14 protein-coding genes are annotated in these 19,954 nt (G+C 75.1%); 10 read left to right on the forward strand and 4 right to left on the reverse strand.

What is annotated here, in order from left to right; genetic code table 11:
- Window positions 1-8 precede the first annotated feature (8 nt).
- Window positions 9-479: a Dps family protein gene (locus ACFYYN_RS37475; protein WP_500329082.1), complete on the forward strand. Its 471-nt coding sequence runs from the start codon at window positions 9-11 to the stop codon at window positions 477-479.
- Between the two features lie 538 nt (window positions 480-1,017).
- Here the strand turns inward: ACFYYN_RS37475 and ACFYYN_RS37480 are convergent.
- Genes ACFYYN_RS37480 through ACFYYN_RS37490 form a run of 3 tightly spaced genes read right to left on the reverse strand, consistent with a single transcriptional unit; the run spans window position 1,018 to window position 7,399 of the window.
- Entirely contained in the window at window positions 1,018-1,815 is a 798-nt protein-coding gene (locus ACFYYN_RS37480) for an SDR family NAD(P)-dependent oxidoreductase (RefSeq protein WP_500549305.1), read from the reverse strand.
- Between the two features lie 32 nt (window positions 1,816-1,847).
- The gene (locus tag ACFYYN_RS37485; RefSeq protein ID WP_500549306.1) at window positions 1,848-2,672 is read right to left on the reverse strand and encodes a DNA-formamidopyrimidine glycosylase family protein; all 825 of its coding nucleotides are present in this window, start codon (window positions 2,670-2,672) and stop codon (window positions 1,848-1,850) included.
- Window positions 2,673-2,689: 17 nt separating this feature from the next.
- A complete protein-coding gene (locus ACFYYN_RS37490; RefSeq protein WP_500549307.1) occupies window positions 2,690-7,399 on the reverse strand; it encodes an ATP-dependent helicase in 4,710 nt (1,569 codons plus the stop codon).
- Window positions 7,400-7,510: 111 nt separating this feature from the next.
- Between ACFYYN_RS37490 and ACFYYN_RS37495 the strand changes: the two genes are divergently transcribed.
- Genes ACFYYN_RS37495 through ACFYYN_RS37510 form a run of 4 tightly spaced genes read left to right on the forward strand, consistent with a single transcriptional unit; the run spans window position 7,511 to window position 10,672 of the window.
- Window positions 7,511-8,359, forward strand: a complete 849-nt coding sequence (locus tag ACFYYN_RS37495) for an AraC family transcriptional regulator (RefSeq protein WP_500549308.1) — start codon at window positions 7,511-7,513, stop codon at window positions 8,357-8,359.
- A 10-nt stretch (window positions 8,360-8,369) separates the two neighbouring features.
- Entirely contained in the window at window positions 8,370-9,098 is a 729-nt protein-coding gene (locus ACFYYN_RS37500; protein WP_500549309.1) for an AzlC family ABC transporter permease, read from the forward strand.
- Window positions 9,095-9,403 carry an AzlD domain-containing protein gene (locus ACFYYN_RS37505; RefSeq protein ID WP_499514368.1) on the forward strand — a complete coding sequence of 103 codons (309 nt, stop codon included), beginning with the start codon at window positions 9,095-9,097 and terminating at the stop codon, window positions 9,401-9,403. The genes ACFYYN_RS37500 and ACFYYN_RS37505 overlap by 4 nt, the downstream gene beginning before the upstream one ends.
- A 48-nt stretch (window positions 9,404-9,451) precedes the next feature.
- The gene (locus tag ACFYYN_RS37510) at window positions 9,452-10,672 is read left to right on the forward strand and encodes a PucR family transcriptional regulator (RefSeq protein ID WP_500549310.1); all 1,221 of its coding nucleotides are present in this window, start codon (window positions 9,452-9,454) and stop codon (window positions 10,670-10,672) included.
- A gap of 7 nt (window positions 10,673-10,679) precedes the next feature.
- Here ACFYYN_RS37510 and ACFYYN_RS37515 read toward each other — a convergent pair whose 3' ends face one another.
- Window positions 10,680-11,582, reverse strand: a complete 903-nt coding sequence (locus tag ACFYYN_RS37515) for a hypothetical protein (RefSeq protein ID WP_500549311.1) — start codon at window positions 11,580-11,582, stop codon at window positions 10,680-10,682.
- Window positions 11,583-11,746: 164 nt separating this feature from the next.
- On the opposite strand from ACFYYN_RS37515, the gene ACFYYN_RS37520 reads away from it, so the two are divergent.
- The 5 genes from ACFYYN_RS37520 to ACFYYN_RS37540 all read left to right on the forward strand — a co-directional run bounded on the left by ACFYYN_RS37520 (window position 11,747) and on the right by ACFYYN_RS37540 (window position 19,917).
- The gene (locus tag ACFYYN_RS37520) at window positions 11,747-12,922 is read left to right on the forward strand and encodes a hypothetical protein (RefSeq protein ID WP_500549312.1); all 1,176 of its coding nucleotides are present in this window, start codon (window positions 11,747-11,749) and stop codon (window positions 12,920-12,922) included.
- 100 nt (window positions 12,923-13,022) lie between these two features.
- Window positions 13,023-15,464: an ATP-binding SpoIIE family protein phosphatase gene (locus ACFYYN_RS37525; protein ID WP_500549313.1), complete on the forward strand. Its 2,442-nt coding sequence runs from the start codon at window positions 13,023-13,025 to the stop codon at window positions 15,462-15,464.
- A gap of 148 nt (window positions 15,465-15,612) precedes the next feature.
- Window positions 15,613-17,703 carry a SpoIIE family protein phosphatase gene (locus ACFYYN_RS37530; protein WP_500549314.1) on the forward strand — a complete coding sequence of 697 codons (2,091 nt, stop codon included), beginning with the start codon at window positions 15,613-15,615 and terminating at the stop codon, window positions 17,701-17,703.
- A 134-nt stretch (window positions 17,704-17,837) separates the two neighbouring features.
- The gene (locus tag ACFYYN_RS37535) at window positions 17,838-18,896 is read left to right on the forward strand and encodes an AraC family transcriptional regulator ligand-binding domain-containing protein (protein WP_500549315.1); all 1,059 of its coding nucleotides are present in this window, start codon (window positions 17,838-17,840) and stop codon (window positions 18,894-18,896) included.
- 61 nt (window positions 18,897-18,957) lie between these two features.
- A complete protein-coding gene (locus ACFYYN_RS37540; RefSeq protein WP_500549316.1) occupies window positions 18,958-19,917 on the forward strand; it encodes a polyphosphate kinase 2 family protein in 960 nt (319 codons plus the stop codon).
- Window positions 19,918-19,954 lie beyond the last annotated feature (37 nt).

Here is a 19,954-nt window from a genome sequence, read left to right on the forward strand (position 1 = left end):
GGAGCAGCATGACCGTCGTGAAGAGCACGCTGCCCGAGGCCGACCGCAAGACCGTCGGTGAGGCCCTGCAGCACACCCTCAGCGATCTCATCGACCTGTCGCTCGTCGCCAAGCAGGTGCACTGGAACGTGGTCGGGGCGCGGTTCCGGTCGGTCCACCTCCAGCTCGACGACGTGGTGACCACCGCGCGGACCTACGCCGACACGGTCGCGGAGCGGGCGGCCGCGATCGGGGTGACGCCGGACGGGCGCGCGGGGACGGTCTCCAAGAGCAGCAGGATCGACGAGGTGCCGGACGGCTGGATCAAGGACGAGAAGGTGGTCTCGGTCATGATCGTGGCGCTGGACGCCGTGATCAGGCGGGTGCGCCAGGGGATCGAGGCGACGGAGAAGCCCGATCCGGTGAGCCAGGACATCCTGATCGGGCTCGCCGCCGAGCTCGAGAAGCACCACTGGATGTTCCAGGCCGAGAACGTCTAGGCCGGCGGGGCGTCGTCGGCGGGAGCATCGGGGCCGGTCGCCCTGGGTTGCGCTCGGGCGGCGGAATGTCGCAGGTAGTAGCCGTACGTGTCCTCCTTCTGGGTGAACGTCGTGCGGGGTGGGGCGGCAGAGGTCTAGAGATCTTGCCGGAAGGGGATCGCACCTGTGTACGGGGAAAGCCCGGGATTGGGTCCCTGGTGATACCCGCCGCAACCTCGGGGCTCCGAAGGAGGCGGCCATGCACGTTCTCCGCCTGTTTCACGAGCTGTGGGCCCGGCGGCCGGTCCGCTGGGCGATCGCTTTCGTCGCGGGAGTGGTGTGGTGGTGGGCCCTGCTGAGGCTCATCGCCCAGCCCGCGCAGGCAGGCTCCTTCGAGGGCCTGGTCGTCGCCGGTGGCTGGGGGCTCAGCATCGTCCCCCTGCACACGGCGAGGTGGTCACGGGGATCATCAGCCGCCGCTCCGGCGGCCGTCCGTGAGGTTGAGGGCCCGGCGCCGGGAGGGCTGCCGGGAAGACTTCCGGGTCCGCGAAGTCAGTCACTACCAGGGCATGACGACGCCCCCGTTGGGGCGCAGGATCTGGCCGGTCGTGAAGGCTGAGGCGTCGGAGGCCAGGAAGAGCACGGTGTGCGCCACGTCCTGCGGGTCGCCCACACGGCCCAGGGGCGCGGCGCGCACCAGCGCCTCCTCGGCGCGCGCCTGGGCCCGCTCGTCGAAGAGGCCGTCGGGGCCGGTGCCGTGGTGGCTCGTCATCGGCGTGCGGACGAAGCCGGGCGCCACGGCATTGGCCCGCACGCCGCGGGGTCCCAGCTCCGTGGCGAGGGTCCGGGTCAGCTGGACGACGGCGGCCTTCGAGACGCTGTAGCAGAGCAGCCCGCGGGCGCCGGTGTCGATGGCTCCGGAGGCCATGGTGACGATGCTGCCGGCACCGCGCTCGGCCATCGGGCGGGCGGCCTCGCGGGCGCAGTGCAGCACCCCCTTGAAGTTCACCGACAGCACCCGGTCCAGGTCGGCCTCGTCGGTGTCCAGGACGGAACTGGAGTGCATGACGCCCGCGATGGCGGCCAGGACGTCCAGCCGTCCGTGGGCGGCCACGATCGCCGCGACCGCCTCGGCCACCTGGGCGCGGTCGGTGACGTCCACGGCACGCGCCTCCGCCGCGCCGCCGGCCTTCACGGCGAGCCCGGCGGTGTGCCGGGCGCCCGGCTCGTCCACGTCCGCGCACGTCACGGTGGCCCCGGCCTGGGCGAGCAGCAGCGCCGAGGCCCGGCCGATGCCGCTGGCGGCGCCGGTGACCAGAGCGGTGCGCCCGGTGAGGTCGTACGCCGGTACGGTCATGCGGCGACCGTACGGCCTGATCTGACGGTCCGTCAATTGGTGTGCCGCGGCGCCGGTGCGGACGCGGGCGCGGGGCCGCGCTGGCAGTGCGGGCACCAGTACGTCGCACGGGTCTGGCCGGGCGGGCCCAGCTCGGCGACGCGGATCGCCGTCCCGCAGCGCAGGCAGCCGTGCCGGTCCCGGCGGTACACCCAGTGTGTCCGGCCGCGCCGCGTGTCGCCGGTGGTGATGTGGCCGTGCCGGGTCTTGTTGGCCTGCAGCAGCTTCCTGGCGAGCTCGACGACCCGTTCGGGCTCGGGGACCTCCCCGACCGGCATCCAGGGCGTGACGCCGCGCAGGAAGCACACCTCGCACTTGTAGACGTTGCCGATGCCCGCCAGATTGCGCTGGTCCAGCAGCGCCTCCCCGACCGGCCGGGCCGGGTCGGCGGTCAGCCGGCGCAGCGCCTCGGCCGGATCCCAGTCCGGGCCCAGCAGATCGGGGCCGAGGTGGCCGACGGCCCGGTCCTCCTCGGCGGTGCGCAGCAGCTCCAGCACGGGCAGCCGGTAGCCGACCGCGACCCGCTCGGCGTTGGCGAGGACCGCCCGGACCTGGTGGTCGGGACCGCCCCGCCAGCGCTCACCGGGTGCGTACAACTGCCAGGAACCGTCCATGCGCAGGTGCGAGTGGAGGGTCAGCCCGCCCTCGACCCGGATCAGCAGGTGCTTGCCGCGGGCCACGACCTTCTCCACGCGGCGTCCCGACAGGTCGGTCGTCGCCAGCCGCGGCACACGCAGGTCCGCACGGAGCAGGACGTGCCCCGCCAGCGCCCAGTGCAGCCGGTGCGCGGCCAGCCAGATCGTGTCGCCCTCGGGCACGGATCCCCCTGTCCCGTTCAGGCCCGCAGCCGCAGGCCGCGGGGTGTCGCATGGAAGCCCGCCGCCTCCAGGGCCCGGCCGAGCACCGAGGTGAGGGCGGACTCGCCGTTCGTGCGTTCCACCGTGAGCCGGCCGAGCGCACCGTCACGCACAGCCAGGGCGAGCGCGTCGGCGGCCGCCTGCAACCGCTCCTCGTCCGCGCCGCCGCCGCCCCGGCCGTCGCCCTCCGCCGCGGAGGTGCCGGGCCAGGCCAGCAGGGTCTTGCCACCGCGCTCCACGTACAGCGTGAGCTCGCCGTCGACCAGGACGACCAGGGCCCCCGCCTTGCGTCCCGGCCGGTGGGTCACCCCGGCGGGCTGCTCGGGCCAGGGCAGGGCGGCGCCGTAGGCGTTGGCCGGGTCGGCCGCGGCCAGCACCACGGTGCGGGCCTTGTCGTGCCGGGCGTCCTCGCGGTCCCGGGCGTTGCTGATGGCCCGCAGGCGGTCCACCGCGCCGTCCATGGCGAACTGGGCCGCGCCCAGCCCCTCCACGACGTAGCCGCGGCGCGCCTGACCGGTCTCCTCGAAAGCCGACAGGACGCGGTACGCGGCGGAGAAGCCGCCCTCCACACCCTCGGCGGCCACCGCCCCCCGGGTGACCACGCCGTGCCGGTCCAGCAGCGCGTGGGTGAGGGCGTGCGCCCGGTGCGTCGCGTCGGGCTCCGCCTCCGGTACCAGGGACCAGCGGCCCGCGGTCGTCGGCGGCCCGCCCCGTGACGCCGTCACCCGCGGCGCGGGCCGGCCGGTGCGGGCCGTGAAGGCGCCGTAGCGGCCGCGGGGCACCGCGCGCGGCGCCCGGTGCGCGGTGGAGCCCGCCGTACGGCCGGAGCCGAGCAGGGCGCGCAGCGGCGCGAGCGTGTCATTGGTCAGCCGGCCCGACCAGGCCAGCTCCCAGACCACCTCGGCCAGTTCCGGATCGGACAGTTCGTGCCCGGCGGCGCGGACCTGTTCGGAGATCTGCCGGAAGAACAGTCCGTAGCCGCCCGAGAGCCCGTCCAGGACCGCGTGGTGCACCGGGGAGAGCTCCAGCGGCTGGGGCTGCGGCAGCAACAGGGGTGCGGTGTCCGCGAGATACAGCGACAGCCAGCCGTCCTTGCCCTGCAGGGCGCCTGCCCCCGCCCACACGATCTCGCCCGCCGACGTCAGCTCGTCGAGCATCGCCGGGGTGTAGTCCGCGACACGGGCGGGCAGGACCAGCTTCTCCAGGGCCGAGGCGGGGACGGCGGCGCCCTGCAACTGCTCGACGGCCCGCACCAGGCCGTCGAGGCCGCGCAGGCCGTGCGTGCCCACGTGCTGCCACTGCGGCAGGAAGGTGGCCAGCGTGGCCGGCGGCACGGGTTCCAGTTCGTGCCGCAGCGCCGCCAGCGAGCGCCGCCGCAGCCGCCGCAGCACACCGGCGTCGCACCACTCGTGGCCCGCGCCGCCGGGCCTGAACTCGCCCTGCACGACCCGGCCGGACGCGGCGAGCCGGTGCAGGGTGCCGTCGGCGACGGCGGTGCCCAGGCCGAAGCGCTGGGCGGCCTCGGCCGAGGTGAACGGCCCGTGCGTACGGGCGTAGCGGGCCAGCAGATCCGCCAGCGGGTCCTTGACGGGCTCGGTGAAGGCCTCCGGCACACCGACCGGCAGGGCGGTGCCCAGGGCGTCCCGCAGCCGCCCGGCGTCCTCCACGGCGGCCCAGCGGTCCACGCCCGCGACGCGGACCCGGATCGCCCGGCGCGCGCCCTCCAGCCCGGCCGCCCAGCCCGGTTCCGCTCCGCGCGCGGCCAGCTCGGCGTCGTCCAGCGGGCCCAGCAGCCGCAGTAGGTCGGCGACCCCCTCGGGACCCTTGATCCGCCGGTCCTCGGTGAGCCACTGCAGCTCTTGCTCCAGTTCCACCATCACGTCGGCGTCGAGCAGCTCGCGCAGCTCGGCCTGGCCCAGCAGCTCCGCCAGCAGCCGGGAGTCCAGCGAGAGCGCCGCGGCGCGCCGCTCGGCCAGCGGCGAGTCGCCCTCGTAGAGGAACTGCGCCACGTAGCCGAAGAGCAGCGACTTGGCGAACGGCGACGGTTCGGGCGTCGTCACCTCGACCAGCCGCACCTTGCGGGACTCGATGTCGCCCATCAGCTCGACCAGCCCGGGGACGTCGAAGACGTCCTGCAGGCACTCGCGGACCGCCTCCAGCACGATCGGGAACGAACCGAACTCCGAGGCCACCTGGAGCAATTGGGCGGCCCGCTGGCGCTGCTGCCACAGCGGCGTGCGCTTGCCGGGGTCCCGGCGGGGCAGCAGCAGCGCACGGGCCGCGCACTCCCGGAACCGGGACGCGAACAGCGCGGAACCGCCGATCTGGTCGGTGACGAGCTGCTCGACCTCGCCCTTGTCGAAGGCGACGTCTGCGGCGCCGACCGGGGACTGGTCGGCGTCGTACTCGGTGCCCTGCCGCGCCGGGTCCACGTCCAGCAGGTCCAGGCCCATCAGATCCGCGTCCGGCAGACGCAGCACGATGCCGTCGTCGGCGTGCATCACCTGCGCGTCGAAGCCGTACCGCTCACCGAGCCGGGCACCCAGCGCGAGCGCCCAGGGGGCGTGGACCTGGGCGCCGAAGGGGGAGTGGACGACCACCCGCCAGTCGCCCAGCTCGTCCCGGAAGCGCTCCACCACGATGGTGCGGTCGTCGGGCACATGGCCGCAGGCCTTGCGCTGCTCCTCCAGGTAGGCCAGCACATTGTCGACCGCCCACGGGTCCAGCCCCGCCGCGGCCAGCCGGGCCCGGCCGTTGCGCGGGTCCAGGGCGGCGACCTCGCGCAGGAACGCGCCGAGGGCGCGGCCCAGCTCGAGCGGGCGGCCGAGCTGGTCGCCCTTCCAGAACGGCAGCCGCCCGGGCACGCCCGGGGCGGGGGAGACCAGCACCCGGTCGCGGGTGATGTCCTCGATCCGCCACGAGGTCGTGCCCAGGGTGAAGACGTCTCCCACCCGGGACTCGTAGACCATCTCCTCGTCGAGCTCGCCGACCCGGCCGCCGCCCTTCTTCGGGTCGGCGCCGGCCAGGAACACCCCGAACAGCCCGCGGTCGGGGATCGTGCCGCCCGAGGTCACCGCCAGGCGCTGCGCGCCGGGCCGGGCCGCCACCGTGTTCGCCACCCGGTCCCACACCACGCGCGGCCGGAGCTCCGCGAAGGCGTCCGACGGATAGCGCCCGGCCAGCATGTCCAGAACCGCGGTGAACGCCGAGTGCGGCAGCGCGGCGAAGGGCGCGGCCCGGCGTACCACCGCCAGCAGTTCGTCGACGTCCCAGGCGTCCAGCGCCGTCATCGCGACCAGTTGCTGCGCCAGGACGTCCAGCGGGTTGGCCGGGATGCGCAACGCCTCGATCGCGCCCTCCCGCATCCGCTCGGTGACCACCGCCGACTGCACGAGGTCGCCGCGGTACTTGGGGAAGACCACCCCGGTCGAGACCGCCCCCACCTGGTGTCCTGCCCGGCCCACGCGCTGCAGCCCGGACGCCACCGAGGGCGGCGACTCCACCTGGACGACCAGGTCCACCGCGCCCATGTCGATGCCCAGCTCCAGGCTGGACGTGGCGACGACGGCCGGCAGCCGCCCGGCCTTGAGGTCCTCCTCCACCAGGGCGCGCTGCTCCTTGGAGACCGAGCCGTGGTGCGCCCTGGCCAGCAGCGGCGGCGCCCCGCGTGCCGCGCCGGACTGCGCCATGATCTCCGCGGGCGGCGCGCCCTCGGGAAGGGGCTCGCCCATGGCCCGTTCGTAGGCGATCTCGTTGAGCCGGTTGCACAGCCGCTCGGCCAGGCGGCGCGAGTTGGCGAAGACGATCGTGGAGCGGTGGTCCTGCACCAGGTCGGCGATGCGCTCCTCGACGTGCGGCCAGATCGAGGGCCGCGGGTCGTCGCCCTCGGTGGCGGGGGAGCCGCCGAGCTCGCCCAGGTCCTCGACGGGGACGACCACTGACAGGTCGAACTCCTTCTGCGACGGGGGCTGGACGACCGTCACCTTGCGCTGCGGCGACAGGAAGCGCGCCACCTCGTCCACCGGGCGGACCGTCGCCGACAGGCCGATGCGCCGCGCGGGGCGCTCCAGCAGCTCGTCCAGCCGCTCCAGCGACAGCGCCAGGTGCGCACCGCGCTTCGTCCCGGCGACGGCGTGCACCTCGTCGAGGATCACCGTCTCGACGCCGCGCAGCGACTCCCGGGTCGAGGAGGTCAGCATCAGGAACAGCGACTCGGGGGTCGTGATCAGGATGTCCGGCGGCCGGGTGGCGAGCGCGCGCCGCTCGGCCGCCGGGGTGTCGCCCGAGCGGATGCCCACCCGCACCTCAGGCTCCGGCAGCCCCAGCCGCACGGACTCGTGCCGCAGGCCGGTCAGCGGACTGCGCAGGTTGCGCTCCACGTCGACGGCGAGCGCCTTCAGGGGGGACACGTACAGCACGCGGCATCGGCGCTTGGCCTCGGCCGGCGGCGGCGTCGACGCCAGCCGGTCCAGGGCGGCAAGGAACGCCGCCAGCGTCTTCCCGGAGCCCGTGGGGGCCACCACGAGCACGTCGGACCCCCCAGCGATCGCGCGCCAGGCCCCCGCCTGCGCGGCGGTGGGCGCGCTGAAGGCCCCCGTGAACCACGCGCGCGTGGCGGGGGCGAACGCGTCGAGGGCCCCCGCCGGATCCCGCTCCTCCGGGGTGGCCCCAGTGCTCCGTCGCGACATGCCATCCATCCTGCCTCGCCCCACTGACAAACCGCCCCCCTCCGTGCGCGCACGCGGTCCTTGCCGGGCAGGGCGGGCGGGCGGAGGGCGGGTACGGCGCAGAATGGCGGGATGGGGTCGGACGAGCGGGCGCGGTTCTGGAGGCATCCGGGCCTGCCGGACGTCGATCTCCTGCGGGCACGGTACGTGCGCAAGACGTTCGTCCGGCACACGCACGAGTCGTTCGTGATCGCCGGCATCACCCAGGGAGTCGAGGCCTTCCACCACCACGGCACGATCGAGCGGGCGGGGCCGGGGGCGGTGGCACTGATCAACCCCGACACCGCGCACACCGGGCACGCGGGCGTGCCCGAGGGGTGGACGTACAGCGTGCTCTACCCCGGGGCGGACGTCGTGGCCTCCGTCGCGGCGGAGACGACGGCGATCCGCGGGACGGCGGGCTTCACCGTCGCCGTCGCAGAGGACCCGTACGCCGTGCACCTGGTCACCCAGGTGCTGCGGGCGGCCGACCAGGGCAACGCGCTCGCCGCCGACACCATGATGCGGCTCGCCGTCGCCCGGCTGCTGCGTGCCCACGGGGGCACGCTGCCCGAGCGCGCCCTTCTCACCGCGGGCGCCCGCAAGGCCGAGCGGGCCCGGCAGATCCTGGAGGCGCGCCTCACCGACCCGCCGCCGCTGGCGGAGCTCGCGGCCGGGCTGGGCACGAGTCCCTTCGCGCTGCTGCGCGGCTTCCGCGACCTGTACGGCATGCCCCCGCACGCCTGGCTCACCGACGCCCGGGTCCGGCGCGCGAGGCGGCTGCTGGACGACGGGACGGCACCGGCCGATGCCGCGGTCGCCGTGGGCTTCAGCGACCAGCCCCATCTGAACCGCCACTTCACGCGGATCGTGGGGGTGCCGCCGGGCGCGTACCAGCGGGAGCGCAAGAACGTACAAGACGGCCCCAAGGGCGCGGCCTAGCGTCGGGCAGGTGACCGCAGCACCCTTGGAAGCCGGCCGGCACCGGCCGCACCCACCGCCGTCCGTCAAGCCGCGTTCCGCGGTGGTCCGCGACGCCCTGGGAGTGGGCGTCGCCGTCGGCCTGTCCGGCTTCGCGTTCGGAGTGACCTCGGCCGGGGCCGGCCTGAGCCTGCTGCAGACCTGCGCGCTCAGCCTGCTGGTGTTCACCGGCGCCTCGCAGTTCGCGCTCGTCGGCGCCCTGGGCGCGGGCGGCGCTCCCCTGGCGGCCGCCGCCGGGGCGCTCTTCCTCGGGGTGCGCAACGCCTTCTACGGGCTGCGGCTGTCCGAACTGCTGCGCGTCCCGCGCGCACTGCGCCCCTTCGCGGCGCAGTGGGTGATCGACGAGACGTCCGCCGTCGCCCTGGCGCAGCCTGACCGGGCGAGCGCCCGGCTGGGTTTCACGGTCACCGGCGCCACCCTCTACGTGCTGTGGAACCTGACCACGTTCCTGGGCGCGTTCGGCGCAGCCGCGCTCGGCGACCCGGCCGACTGGGGCCTGGACGCCGCCGGTCCGGCGGTCTTCCTCGCGCTGCTCGCACCCATGCTGCGGGGCCGCCGCGAGCGGGCCACGGCAGCGGTCGCCGTACCGCTCGCCCTGGTGTGCCTGCCGCTGCTCCCCGCCGGGGTGCCCGTCCTGGTCGCGGCGCTGGCCGCACCGCTCGTCCTGGCCGCGACCCGGCGCAAGGAGGCCGACCGATGAGCACGTGGATCGCCGTGGGCGTCACCGCCTTCGGCTGCTACGCCGTGAAACTGCTGGGCCTGTCCGTTCCCGCGGGCTTCCTGGAACGCCCCGTCGTGCGGCGGCTGGCCGCGCTGCTGCCCATCGCCCTGCTGGCGGCCCTCACCGCACTGCAGACCTTCGGGGACGGGCGCGGCCTGGTGCTCGACGCGCGCGCCGCGGGTCTGGCGGCGGCCGGCGTCGCCCTCCTCCTGCGCGCTCCCTTCCTTGTGGTCGTCGCCGTCGCGGTGGTGGTGACCGGAGCGCTGCGGGCCGTCACCGGGTGACGGGTTAGTGTGACCCGTCACAACGGATGCGCAAGTGAGGGTGGGACGATGGCGGTCGACTCCCTGCCGGTCCTCTCCGACGCGGCCCGCGCCCTCGCGGCGCGCTGCGAGCACAGGGTGAACGAGATCGCCCGCTCCATGACGACGCGCGCCTTCGCCGACCTCCCCGGTTATGCCGAGCTGCCCGCGGACGTCAAGGACGGGGAGCTCGCCGCCACCGCGCGCCACGGCCTGCGGATCTTCCTGCGCCGGGTCGTCCACGGCACTCCCGCCGAGCGGCCGGAGCGGGGCGACTTCGACCGCTTCAGGGAACGCGCCGCCCAGCGGGCCGAGGAGGGGCTGCCCCTGCACCTGGTGCTGCGCGGCCATCTGCGCGGCACCGCCGTGCTGTGGCGGGCGCTGCGGGAGGCGGCGCGGCCGGGCGAGGAGGCCGCGCTCGCCGAACTCGCCGACGTCCTCATCGGCATCCAGGAGGGCATCGTCGGCGCCGTCTCCGAGACGTACCTGGACGAGCAGAGCACGCTCGCCGCCGAACGCCGTGAGGAGCGCCGCGCCCTGGTGCGGGCGCTGCTGGACGGCTCCCTGCCGCCGGAACGGTTCCCCGCCGGGCGGCTGGGCCTGGCGGGCGGCGCCCTCGTGCTCGCCCTCCACTTCCCGCCCGAGGACGCCGCCGGCCGCCCCCCGGCGGCCGCGCACCGCAGGTCGCGCCGGGCCCAGGCCGCGCTGGACCGGGCTTTCGGCACCGAGGTGCCGGCCCTGCTCGACGACACCGGCGGCCACGCCGTGGTCCCCGGCCGCCCGGTGCTGCCGGGCGGCGACGACGCGCTGCTCGCACCGCTGCGCCGCGCCTGCTCCCCGGACGTGCGGCTGGCCGCCGTCACGGCCGCAGGCCCCGCGGACATCCCCGGTGCCGCCCGCACGGCGACGGAGGTGCTGAGGGTGGCGCGCGCCGGAGGGCTGCCGCCGGGGCTGCACCGGCTCGACGACGTGCTGCTGGAGTACCACCTGTCACGGCGCGACGAGAGCAGCGACCGCATAGCGGCCCTGCTCGACCCGATCGCGGGCCGCCAGGACCTGGTCGAGACGCTGCGGACCTACCTCGGCAGCCGGCAGGAACGCCGCAGCACCGCGCGGCAGTTGGGGCTGCACCCCAACACCGTCGACAACCGGCTGGCCCGGATCTGCGAACTCACCGGGCTCGACCTCGCCGCGCCGCACGGCACGGCCCTGGCACTGGCCGCGCTGCTGCTGCGCGACGCCGCCGGGTGAGCCGTCCTCAGGCGAGGCGTCCGTACGCCCGCAGGGTGAGCAGCGCGTCGAGGGTGACCAGCGGCCGCCACTCCAGCAGGGTCCCGGGGGCCCACGCGGCCCGGCGCGCCGGCCAGCCGCCGTCGTCCTGCTGGCCGGCCGCCAGGAAGTCCAGCGCGCGCTCCATCTCCGCGTCCGTGAACCACTCCCGCGCCGGGGAGTCCGGCGTGCGCGCGTAGTCGTACGCGAAACGGTGCTCGCCGTCCGAGGATCCGGACGGCGGCGCGGCGTCCGGGTGCCGCCCGGGGTCCAGTACGACGAGCCGCTGCTCGCGCACGATCCGTCCCAGCCGCGCCGCCGCCGCCCGGGCCCGCGCCCGGTCGGGCGCGTGGTCCAGGAACGCCATCGCGGCCACGACCTCGGCGGGGTGGGTCTTGTCGAGGGTCTCGATCGCCTCCCAGCAGAAGTCCGTGGCGCGGAACAGCCAGGCGTGCCAGACCTCGTTGCGGTGCAGCGTGCCCACCACCGGCCCGGTGGCCAGCAGGTCGCCCGGCGGGCTGTCGACCAGGGGCAGCCAGGGAGCGACGGGGAAGCCGCGCAGCGAGGGGTGGAGCGCGGGCAGCGCGCCCTCCGGGGTCGACACGGCCGTTACGTAGCGGCAGATCCGCTCGGCGCGCTGGCCGGCGCACCTGCCGATCTCGTCGAGCACGCGCAGCGCGTGGGCCACGTGCAGCGGCTGGCTGACCGTGCCGCGCAGATCGGGCTCGAGGGCGTGGCCGTAGCCGTCGTCGCCGTTGCGGTAGGCGGTCAGCGCGGTCTCCACCGCGTCCGCCGGGCCGTTCCGGAAGTGGTACGCGAACCTGCGCTGCTCGAGCACGCGTGCGGTCAGCCACACGAAATGCTCGGCGCGTTCTAGCGGGGTTGCTGACATGTGCGCACAGTAGGCCTCCGTAAGCGCTCTGCACACAGAAGTGCGCAGGGAGCACCCTGGCGTGCGACCACGCGCCCCCCAGTACGGGTCATCCGCCGCCGGGAGTTGACGGCCCTGGCACACCCTGGACTTAATGTGCCGGAAAACTCGGGGGAGGGGGCGCGGTGGACGATCCACTGCTGTGGCGGGCCGGTTCCGGGGAACTGGCCGACTGGCTCGACGGTGCGCGGCGCAAGCTGCTCGGGGACACGGTCGCCGGGTACGACGTGTGGAGCGGTCCGGCCTTCCCCGACTACGGGAGCGTGATCCACCGGGCCGGTGACACCGGCGCCCTCGCCCGGTTCCTCACCGCCGCGGGCGCCGACGCGCTGCGCGCCACCACGCACCGGGGTGCCCGGCAGGGGGAGACCTCGGTCGAGCTCCGCGTCGAGGGCCGCACCGGCGCGGACGCCCTGCGCGTCGTGCCGTCGGGCGAGCGCGCGGGCACGGTACGCCTCACGGCCCCGGTCGCCGATCCGGCCGCGCTCGCCGCATGGCTGCACCAGCTGTCGCCGCTGCTCCCCGTACCGGTCCCGCGCCGGGAGGCGCCGGCCCACCCGCTGTCCGAGGCGCTCGCCGTCACCCTGTACCACCGCTCCGGCGACGTCCTGATCGGCCTGGAGGCACGCGACGGGCGTCCGGCCGGTTCCGGGCCGCGCCCCGCGGACGGCCGGGTGCTCGTCCTCACGCGACCGGACACCCTCGCACACCAGTCCGGGCTTCTCCTGCACCCGGCCGTCCTCGAACGCAGGCCGGTCACCACGGCCGGCGAACTGGCCCGGTGGCTCGGCGAACTGGACGCGGCGTGGGGGGAGCGGCCGGCGCTCTCCGCGCTCACCGGCCGCGCCGCCCGGGCCGTCCTGCCGTACGGCGATCTCCGCGCGGAGGTGCGGAAGATCGAGCACGGGACGCCGTTGCTCATGGTCGGCCGGCCCTTCGGCCCCGAGGTGACCGCTTCCGGGCCCCCGGAGCGGCTCGCGCGGTGGGCCGGGCCGCTGCTCGGGGTGGTCGTCCACCAGCGGGCCGCGTCCTCGTCGCGCCGTGCCCTGGTGAGATGGCTGCGCGGCGTGGAGGAGTCGGTGTTCGCCGGGCCCGCATTGTGGACGGTCACGGCGTCCGCCGCCCCGCCCGGCGTGCTGCCCGGGACCCCCGTCACCACCGTCGAGCTGGCCGCCCTCCTGTCCGGCACCCCGGACGGCCGCGTCCCGGGGGTGGACCGCCTCGCCCCCGGCGAACTCTCCCTGAGGGGCGCCGGCGCGGCGTTCGGCCGGGTCGACGTCACCGGCCGCCCCGCGCCCTGAGCCGCCGGCGGCGACGGCGCCCGACCGGGCCCGGTGGCGATGCGCGTGCGGGCTCCCGGGGGTTTGAATGGGAGGGGGAACCACGACATCGGACGACCGGGTGACTACACACACCGACCTGGACAACCTCGGCTCGCCGCATGACGGCAGCGGCGCCCTGTTCGTCGTCGACGGGCACGGCGACGTGCTCATGTGCACCGGATCGGTGCACGAGCTGACCGGACGGCCCCCCGGGGCGGTGTGCGGACACCCGGTCGCCGAACTCCTGACGGCCCCGGAGGTGTGGGCACGCCTCCTCCCCGCGGCCGGCGCCGCCGAAGCGGAGGACGACGCCGAGCTGCGGCACAGCGACGGCACCACGGTCCCGGTGCGGCTGCGGGTGCAGCCGACGGCCGCGGGCGGCGGCCCGACCGGGGGGATGGTCGTGACCGTCACACCCCGCGCGGTGGCCGAACGCCGCAGGGAGGACGAGGCGCTGCTCAGGGCCCTCTTCCAGCAGCGGCACGTCGGCCTCGCGATCCACGACATGGCGCTGGAGACCACCCGGTTCAACCTCGTCTCCGGCATCGACCTCCCGCCGGAAGCAGGCGTCCGCGTGGATCCGACGGACTGGACCGTCGAGGACGTGCTGCTCCCCAAGGACGCGGCGGCGCTCCGGGAGCAGCTGAGGCACGTGGCCGAGACCGGGGAGCCGCTGGTCGCCTGGGTGCACAGCGCCCGGCGCCAGGGGACACCGGACGTCAAAAGGGTGGCGTCCTTCTCCGCCTTCCGGCTGCACGGCGCGAACGACCGCCCCGTCGGGGTCGCCGTCATCTTCACCGACGTCACCCAGGAGCACGCCGCCCGCCAGCGCATGGAGTTGATGCACGCCGTTGCGGAGGGCATCGGCCGCAGCCTGGACGTCGCCAGGGTCGCCCAGGAACTCGTGGACGTGCTCGTCTCCCACCGCTTCGCCGACCTGGCCGCGGTGGACCTCACCCACACCGTGCTGATCGGCCAGGAACCCGGCGAGTTCCGGCTCGGTGCCCCCTTCCGCAGGGTCGCCGTGGCCTCCTCCGACGGCTCCTGGCCCCCCGAGATCCACCCCCGGGGCGCCGGCTTCCGCCTGCGCAGCCTGGAGAGCGACCACCTGCGCGGTGGCGCCGCCGTCTTCAGGTCGGACCTGACCTCCTGGCGCGAGGGCCTGGCCGGGGACCTCGAACGCAGCCGGCTGCTGCTGCCCGACACGGCGGCGTCCTTCCTGAGCGTGCCGCTGATCGCCCGCGGCCTGGTGCTCGGCGTCCTGGTGATGTGGCGGACCGCCGCCCTCCCGCCGTACGGCCCGGGCGACGCCGGCCTTGCGGAGGAGCTCGCCTCACGGGCCTCCCTGGGCCTGGACAACGCCCGCCGCTACACGCGCGAGCACCGTACCGTCGAGGCGCTCCAGCGCAGCCTGCTCCCGCCGTCGATCACCGAGACCACCGGGGTGCTGACCGCCGGCAGCTACGTACCGGCGGGCACGACGGAAGCGGTCGGCGGCGCCTGGTTCGACGTGATCCCGCTGTCCTCCAGCCGGCTGGCGCTGGTCAGCGGGGACGTCACCGGCCACGGCCTGAACGCGGCGGCCACCATGGGCAGGCTCCGCACGGCGGTGCAGACCCTGGCCGACCTCGACCTGCCGCCCGGTGAGCTCCTGGCCCACATGGACGACCTCGTCGTCAGGCTCGGCGACGTCGCCCCGCCGCACGGCGAGGACCAGGACGGCACGGCGGGCGGCAGCGCGGTCGGCGCCACCTGCCTGTACTGCGTCTACGACCCCGTCGAGGGCCGCTGCGAGATGGCGAGCGCCGGGCATCCCGCGCCGGTGTACGCCGCGCCGGGCGCCCCCGCCCAGGTGATCGGCCTCAAGCCCGGTCCGGCGCTGGGCGTGGACAGCCTGCCCTTCGAGCCGGTCGGCTTCGAGGTCCCCCCGGGCAGTCTGCTCGCGTTCTTCAACGAGCCGCTCCTGTCCCACCCCGACGGCTCCGCGCAGGAGCGGCTCGGGCGTCTGTGCTCGGTGCTCGCCACGGACCCCGGCGGGACCCGCACCCCCACCCAGACCGGCCGCGCGATCCTCGACGAACTCCTCGCCGAACCGCCCGGGGACGACGTCACGCTGCTCGTCGCCCGCATGCGCCCCCTGCCGCCCGGCTCCGTCGCCACCTGGGAGTTCCCCGCCGATCCCGCGATCGTGGCGCGGGCCAGGACCGCGGTGGAGAGCCAGCTGCAGCTGTGGGACCTCAAGCACCTGGCGTTCACGACCGAACTCATCACCAGTGAGCTGGTCACCAACGCGATCCGCTACGGCGGCGACCCCGTCGGGCTGCGCCTGATCCGCGACGACACCCTGGTCTGCGAGGTGTCCGACCCGAGCCAGACCCAGCCCCGGCTGCGCCGGGCCCGGCTGTCCGACGAGGGCGGCCGCGGGCTGTTCCTCGTCGCCCAGCTCTCCAGCCGCTGGGGCAGCCGCTACACGGCGGGCGGGAAGACCATCTGGGCGGAGCAACCGCTGTCCGAGTCCTGAGGCGGGCGGGGCGGCGTGTCCTGGCGGTGTCAGGCATCCGGGCCGCCCGGGTCGCCGGTTGCGGTGGTTCGCACTAAACCTGGGGAGGACGGCCGTAGGCGGCGCCCGTCCCGTGTCCACCGGGCGGGTGCCGACGGAGGTGGTTCCAGTGGCGCACGGCAGCCCGCCCGCTCCCATGGGTGACGCGGAGGCGGCGATCCTGCGCGCCCTGTTCACCCAGTCGCCGGTCGGCCTGCACGTCCTCGACCCGGACCTGCGGGTGGTCCGCGTCAACATGGGCACCCCTGCCATGCGCGGGGTGCGCTCGGAGGACCTCCTCGGGCGGTACTTCCGCGACGCCTATCCCGTCGTCTCGCCCGACGACGTGGAGGTGCGCCTGCGCCGGGTGCTGGAGACCGGCGTCCCGTTGATCGAGGACCTCGTGCGGACGTACCCGCTGACCGGGGACGGCGAGGCGCACTCCTACTCGCTCTCCGTCTTCCGGCTGGAGGACCCGGACGGGACGGTCCTGGGCGTCGCGCTCGCCGTGGTCGACGTGACCGAGCGGGAGAAGGGCCGTGCCCGGCTGCGCGTCCTCAACGCGGTGCGCGATCGCGTGGGCCGCACCCTGGACGTGGTGGTGACCTGTGAGGAACTCGTCGACGCCGTGGTGCCCGGCTTCGCCGACGTCGTCGTGGTGGAGGTCGTCGACGACGTGGTCCGCGGCGACGACCCGCCGCTGTCGCCGCTGCCCCCGGGGACCCCGCTGCGGCGGGCCGCGTTCGGGAGCAGCGCCGGCCTCGGGCAGCCCCAGGCGTACCCGGTGGGCGACGTGCGGAGCCTGCCCGACCCGACCCCGTACACCCAGGCGCTGTCCGACCTGCGTCCCCGCGTGGTGCGGCTGCACTCCGGGCTGCCGTGGCTGGCCACCGACCCCGCCCGCGCCGAGGCGATCCGTGCCTCGGGGATGCAGACGCTGCTCACGGTGCCGCTGACACTGCGCGGGACGGTGCTCGGGCTGATCAGCCTCTACCGCACGGAACGGCTGGAGCCCTTCACGGAGGACGACGTGGAGGTCGCGCTGCAGCTGGCCGACCACACCGCCCTGTGCATCGACAACGCCCGCCGCTACACCCGGGAGCACAGCGTCGCCGCCACGGTGCGGCGGCAGCTTCTGCCCCGTCGCCCCGTCTCGCACACCGCGCTGGAGACCGCCTACTTGTCGGCGGCGAGGGAGGGCGCGGCGGGGTCCTGGTACGACACGATCCCGCTGTCCAGTGCCCGCACCGCGCTGGTCGTCGGGGACGTGGCGGGACAGGGCATCCACGCCACCGCCGGCATGGGCCAGTTGCGTACCGTCATCCGCTCGCTGAGCGCGTTCGACCTGGGGCCCGACGAACTGCTGGCCCGGCTCAACGACATCACGACGCACCTGGCGGCCGAGCGCGCCTCGCTGCCGTCCGCCGACCCGCTGCACCGGGAGGCCCTCACCGCCGCCTGCATGTACGCCGTGTACGACCCGCTGACCCGCAGATGCACGATGGCCCGTGCCGGTCATCTCGCGCCGGTGATCGTACGGCCGGACGGCAGCGCGCAGATCCCGGAGATCCCGGACGGGCCGCGGCTGGGCACCGCAGGGGGGACGCCTTTCGCCGCCGCCGAGCTCGACATCCCGGAGGGCAGCGTCCTGGCCTTCACCAGCTCGCCGGTGCTGTCCCTGCACCTGGCGGGCGGTTCCACACCGCTCAAGGGCGGCCGGCCGGGGCCGGACCGTCCGCTCCAGGACCTCTGCGACGAGATCATGTACACGCTTCCCGGTGGCGTCGACCAGGGTGTGCCGATGCTCCTGCTGGCCCGCACACGCCCCTTCCCGCAGGACCGCGTCGCCGCCTGGCCGCTCGCGGACGACCGCACGGCGGTCGCCACCGCGCGGGCCCTGGTCCGCGACCGGCTCGCCGAGTGGGGAGCGGACGAGGACACCGTCTTCAACGCCGAGCTGATCGTCAGCGAACTGGTCACCAACGCGATCCGCTACGGGAGCCCCCCGATGCGGCTGCGCCTCATCAACGACCGGATGCTGACCTGCGAGGTCCGGGACACCAGCCCCGCCGCCCCGCACCTGCTGCACGCGCGCACCGTGGACGAGGGCGGCCGTGGGCTGTTCATCGTCGCGCAGCTCGCCGACCTGTGGGGCACGCGGTACGCGGAGGACGGCAAGACGATCTGGACCGAGCAGGCCCTCCCCGCGCCCGCGGGCTGACCGGCCCGCCGGCGGCGAGGTCCGCGAAGGCTGGCCTGGCGCCGGGGGCCGTGCCAGGTTGCCGACTCCGCCGCGTGCCCGGCCCGGCGTGACGGCGGGCCCGTCATTCCCGGACGGAGAGGGGGTGTGCGCCGTTGCGGCCCCTGGTCCGTACTGCCGCGCTCAGCGGATACGCCGAGCTGAGCCGCTCCCTCGGCATCGACCCGCGGACACTGATGAGGCGCGTGGGCCTGGACGTCGCGACGCTCGCCGTCCCGGAGCGGTGGATCTCCGGCGCGGCCGTGGCCCAGGTGCTGGAACTCTCGGCGGAGGCCTCCGGGCACGAGGCCTTCGGGCTGCTCCTCGCGGAGTTCCGCCGCTTCCGCGACCTGGGCCCCATCGGCCTGGTCGTCCGTCAGGAGCCCGACGTCCGCGGTGTGCTCGGCGTCCTGATCCGGCACCAGCGCGTGTACAACGAGGTGCTGGACGCCCGGCTGTTTGAGGCGGACGGACTCGCCGCCCTCAGGGTGGGCGTACGGCTCGGCGTGCCGATGGAGGCCCGGCAGGCCACGGAACTGGCCGTCGCCGCCTACCACCGGACCCTGCGCGAGGTGCTGCACCCCCACTGGCAGCCGCTCTCGGTGCGGTTCGCCCACCCCGCACCGGCGGACACGGTGACCCACCGGCGGCTGTTCGGCCCGGTCGTGGAGTTCGACCGGGAGTTCGACGGCATCCTCCCGCGGGACGACGACCTCGACGCCCGCAACGCCACCACGGACCGCCCGCCCGGGTACGCGGGCGGGCGGCCGCAGGTGCTCGCGAGTCCCCGGGACGCCGCCGTCGTGGACCGGGTGCGGGAACTGATCGAGGTGCTGCTGCCCTCCGGCCGCTGCTCGATCGAGCAGGTCGCCCGCAGCCTCGGCGTCGACCGGCGCACCCTCCACCGGCACCTGGCCCGCTCGGGCGAGACGTTCTCCTCGCTGCTCAACGCCACCCGCATGGACCTGGCGCGGCAGTTCACGGCCGGCCCGTGCCGGTCGCTCACGGAGGTCTCCCGTCTGCTGGGCTTCTCGTCGCCGAGCGCGTTCTCCCGCTGGTTCCACGACCGGTTCGGCTGCAGCCCGCGGGAGTGGCGCAGGTGCGGGCAGGCCGGGCCGCCGATCCGGTCCGCGGCCGGCGCCGCCCGTTCAGGCGAACGGACCCGGTCCGTTTGACGCACCGTCCGGGGCGGCGGACCGTGGCGGGTATCCCCGCTCGTAGAAAGGCCGGACGGCGATGGCGGACACTCAGGCCAGGCGCATAGCCGCGTTCATCGAGCCGCTGCGCGTGGAGCCCGGGTCCACCGTGGACCTGGCCAGGGACTTCGACCCCCGGTACAAGGGCAGCCTGAAGAAGCGGGACGGCGTCGGACTGCTGAGCACGGGCGTGTCGCTGCTGGCCGAGTACCAGGCGCGGCTGGCCGCCCAGGACACCTACGGGGTGCTGCTCTGCCTCCAGGCACTCGACGCCGGGGGCAAGGACGGCACCATCCGTCACGTCATGAGCGGGGTGAACCCGCAGGGCGTGCGGGTCAGCAGCTTCAAGGTGCCCTCCGCGGAGGAGCTCGACCACGACTACCTGTGGCGCTACGCGCAGCGGCTGCCCGCGCGGGGCGAGATCGCGATCTTCAACCGCTCGCACTACGAGGAGGTCCTCGTCGTCCGGGTGCACCACGAGGTCCTCCAGCGGCAGAAGCTGCCGGAGCAGCCCAAGGGCGCGGGCATCTGGGAGCGGCGCTACCGGGAGATCAACAACTGGGAGCGCTACCTGACCGACAACGGCTTCAAGGTCCTCAAGGTCTTCCTCAACCTCTCTAAGGAGGAGCAGCGCGCCCGCTTCCTGAAGCGGATCGACCTCCCCGAGAAGAACTGGAAGTTCTCCGCCGCCGACGTGCGGGAGCGCCGCCACTGGGACGAGTACCAGAAGGCCTTCTCCGAGATGCTGTCGGCGACGAGCACCAAGCACGCCCCCTGGTACGTCGTCCCGGCGGACCGGAAGTGGTTCGCGCGGATCTGCGCCGCGGCGGTGCTCGCCCACACGCTGATGGAGATCGACCCCCAGTACCCCACGGTCGGCGAGGAGGCCCGGCGCGACCTGCTCGCCGCCCGGCGGGAGTTGGAGGCCGAGGCCCCGCAAGGGGCGCCGGCCGACCCGTACGCGGCCCGGCGGCGGACGAAGGACGCGCGGCGCCCCTAGGGCCGGGGCCGCCGGACCGCCGGACCGCCGGACGGCC

Origin of the sequence: Streptomyces sp. NPDC001902 (genome assembly GCF_042891295.1) — a bacterium.
In the GTDB taxonomy this organism is placed as follows: domain Bacteria; phylum Actinomycetota; class Actinomycetes; order Streptomycetales; family Streptomycetaceae; genus Actinacidiphila.

Coding starts and splice junctions, on each gene's coding strand:
- ACFYYN_RS37475 (WP_500329082.1), top strand. CDS start 9: ATGACCGTCGTGAAGAGCACGCTGCCCGAGGCCGACCGCAAGACCGTC.
- ACFYYN_RS37480 (WP_500549305.1), bottom strand. CDS start 1,815: ATGACCGTACCGGCGTACGACCTCACCGGGCGCACCGCTCTGGTCACC.
- ACFYYN_RS37490 (WP_500549307.1), bottom strand. CDS start 7,399: ATGTCGCGACGGAGCACTGGGGCCACCCCGGAGGAGCGGGATCCGGCG.
- ACFYYN_RS37495 (WP_500549308.1), top strand. CDS start 7,511: ATGGGGTCGGACGAGCGGGCGCGGTTCTGGAGGCATCCGGGCCTGCCG.
- ACFYYN_RS37505 (WP_499514368.1), top strand. CDS start 9,095: ATGAGCACGTGGATCGCCGTGGGCGTCACCGCCTTCGGCTGCTACGCC.
- ACFYYN_RS37510 (WP_500549310.1), top strand. CDS start 9,452: ATGGCGGTCGACTCCCTGCCGGTCCTCTCCGACGCGGCCCGCGCCCTC.
- ACFYYN_RS37515 (WP_500549311.1), bottom strand. CDS start 11,582: ATGTCAGCAACCCCGCTAGAACGCGCCGAGCATTTCGTGTGGCTGACC.
- ACFYYN_RS37540 (WP_500549316.1), top strand. CDS start 18,958: ATGGCGGACACTCAGGCCAGGCGCATAGCCGCGTTCATCGAGCCGCTG.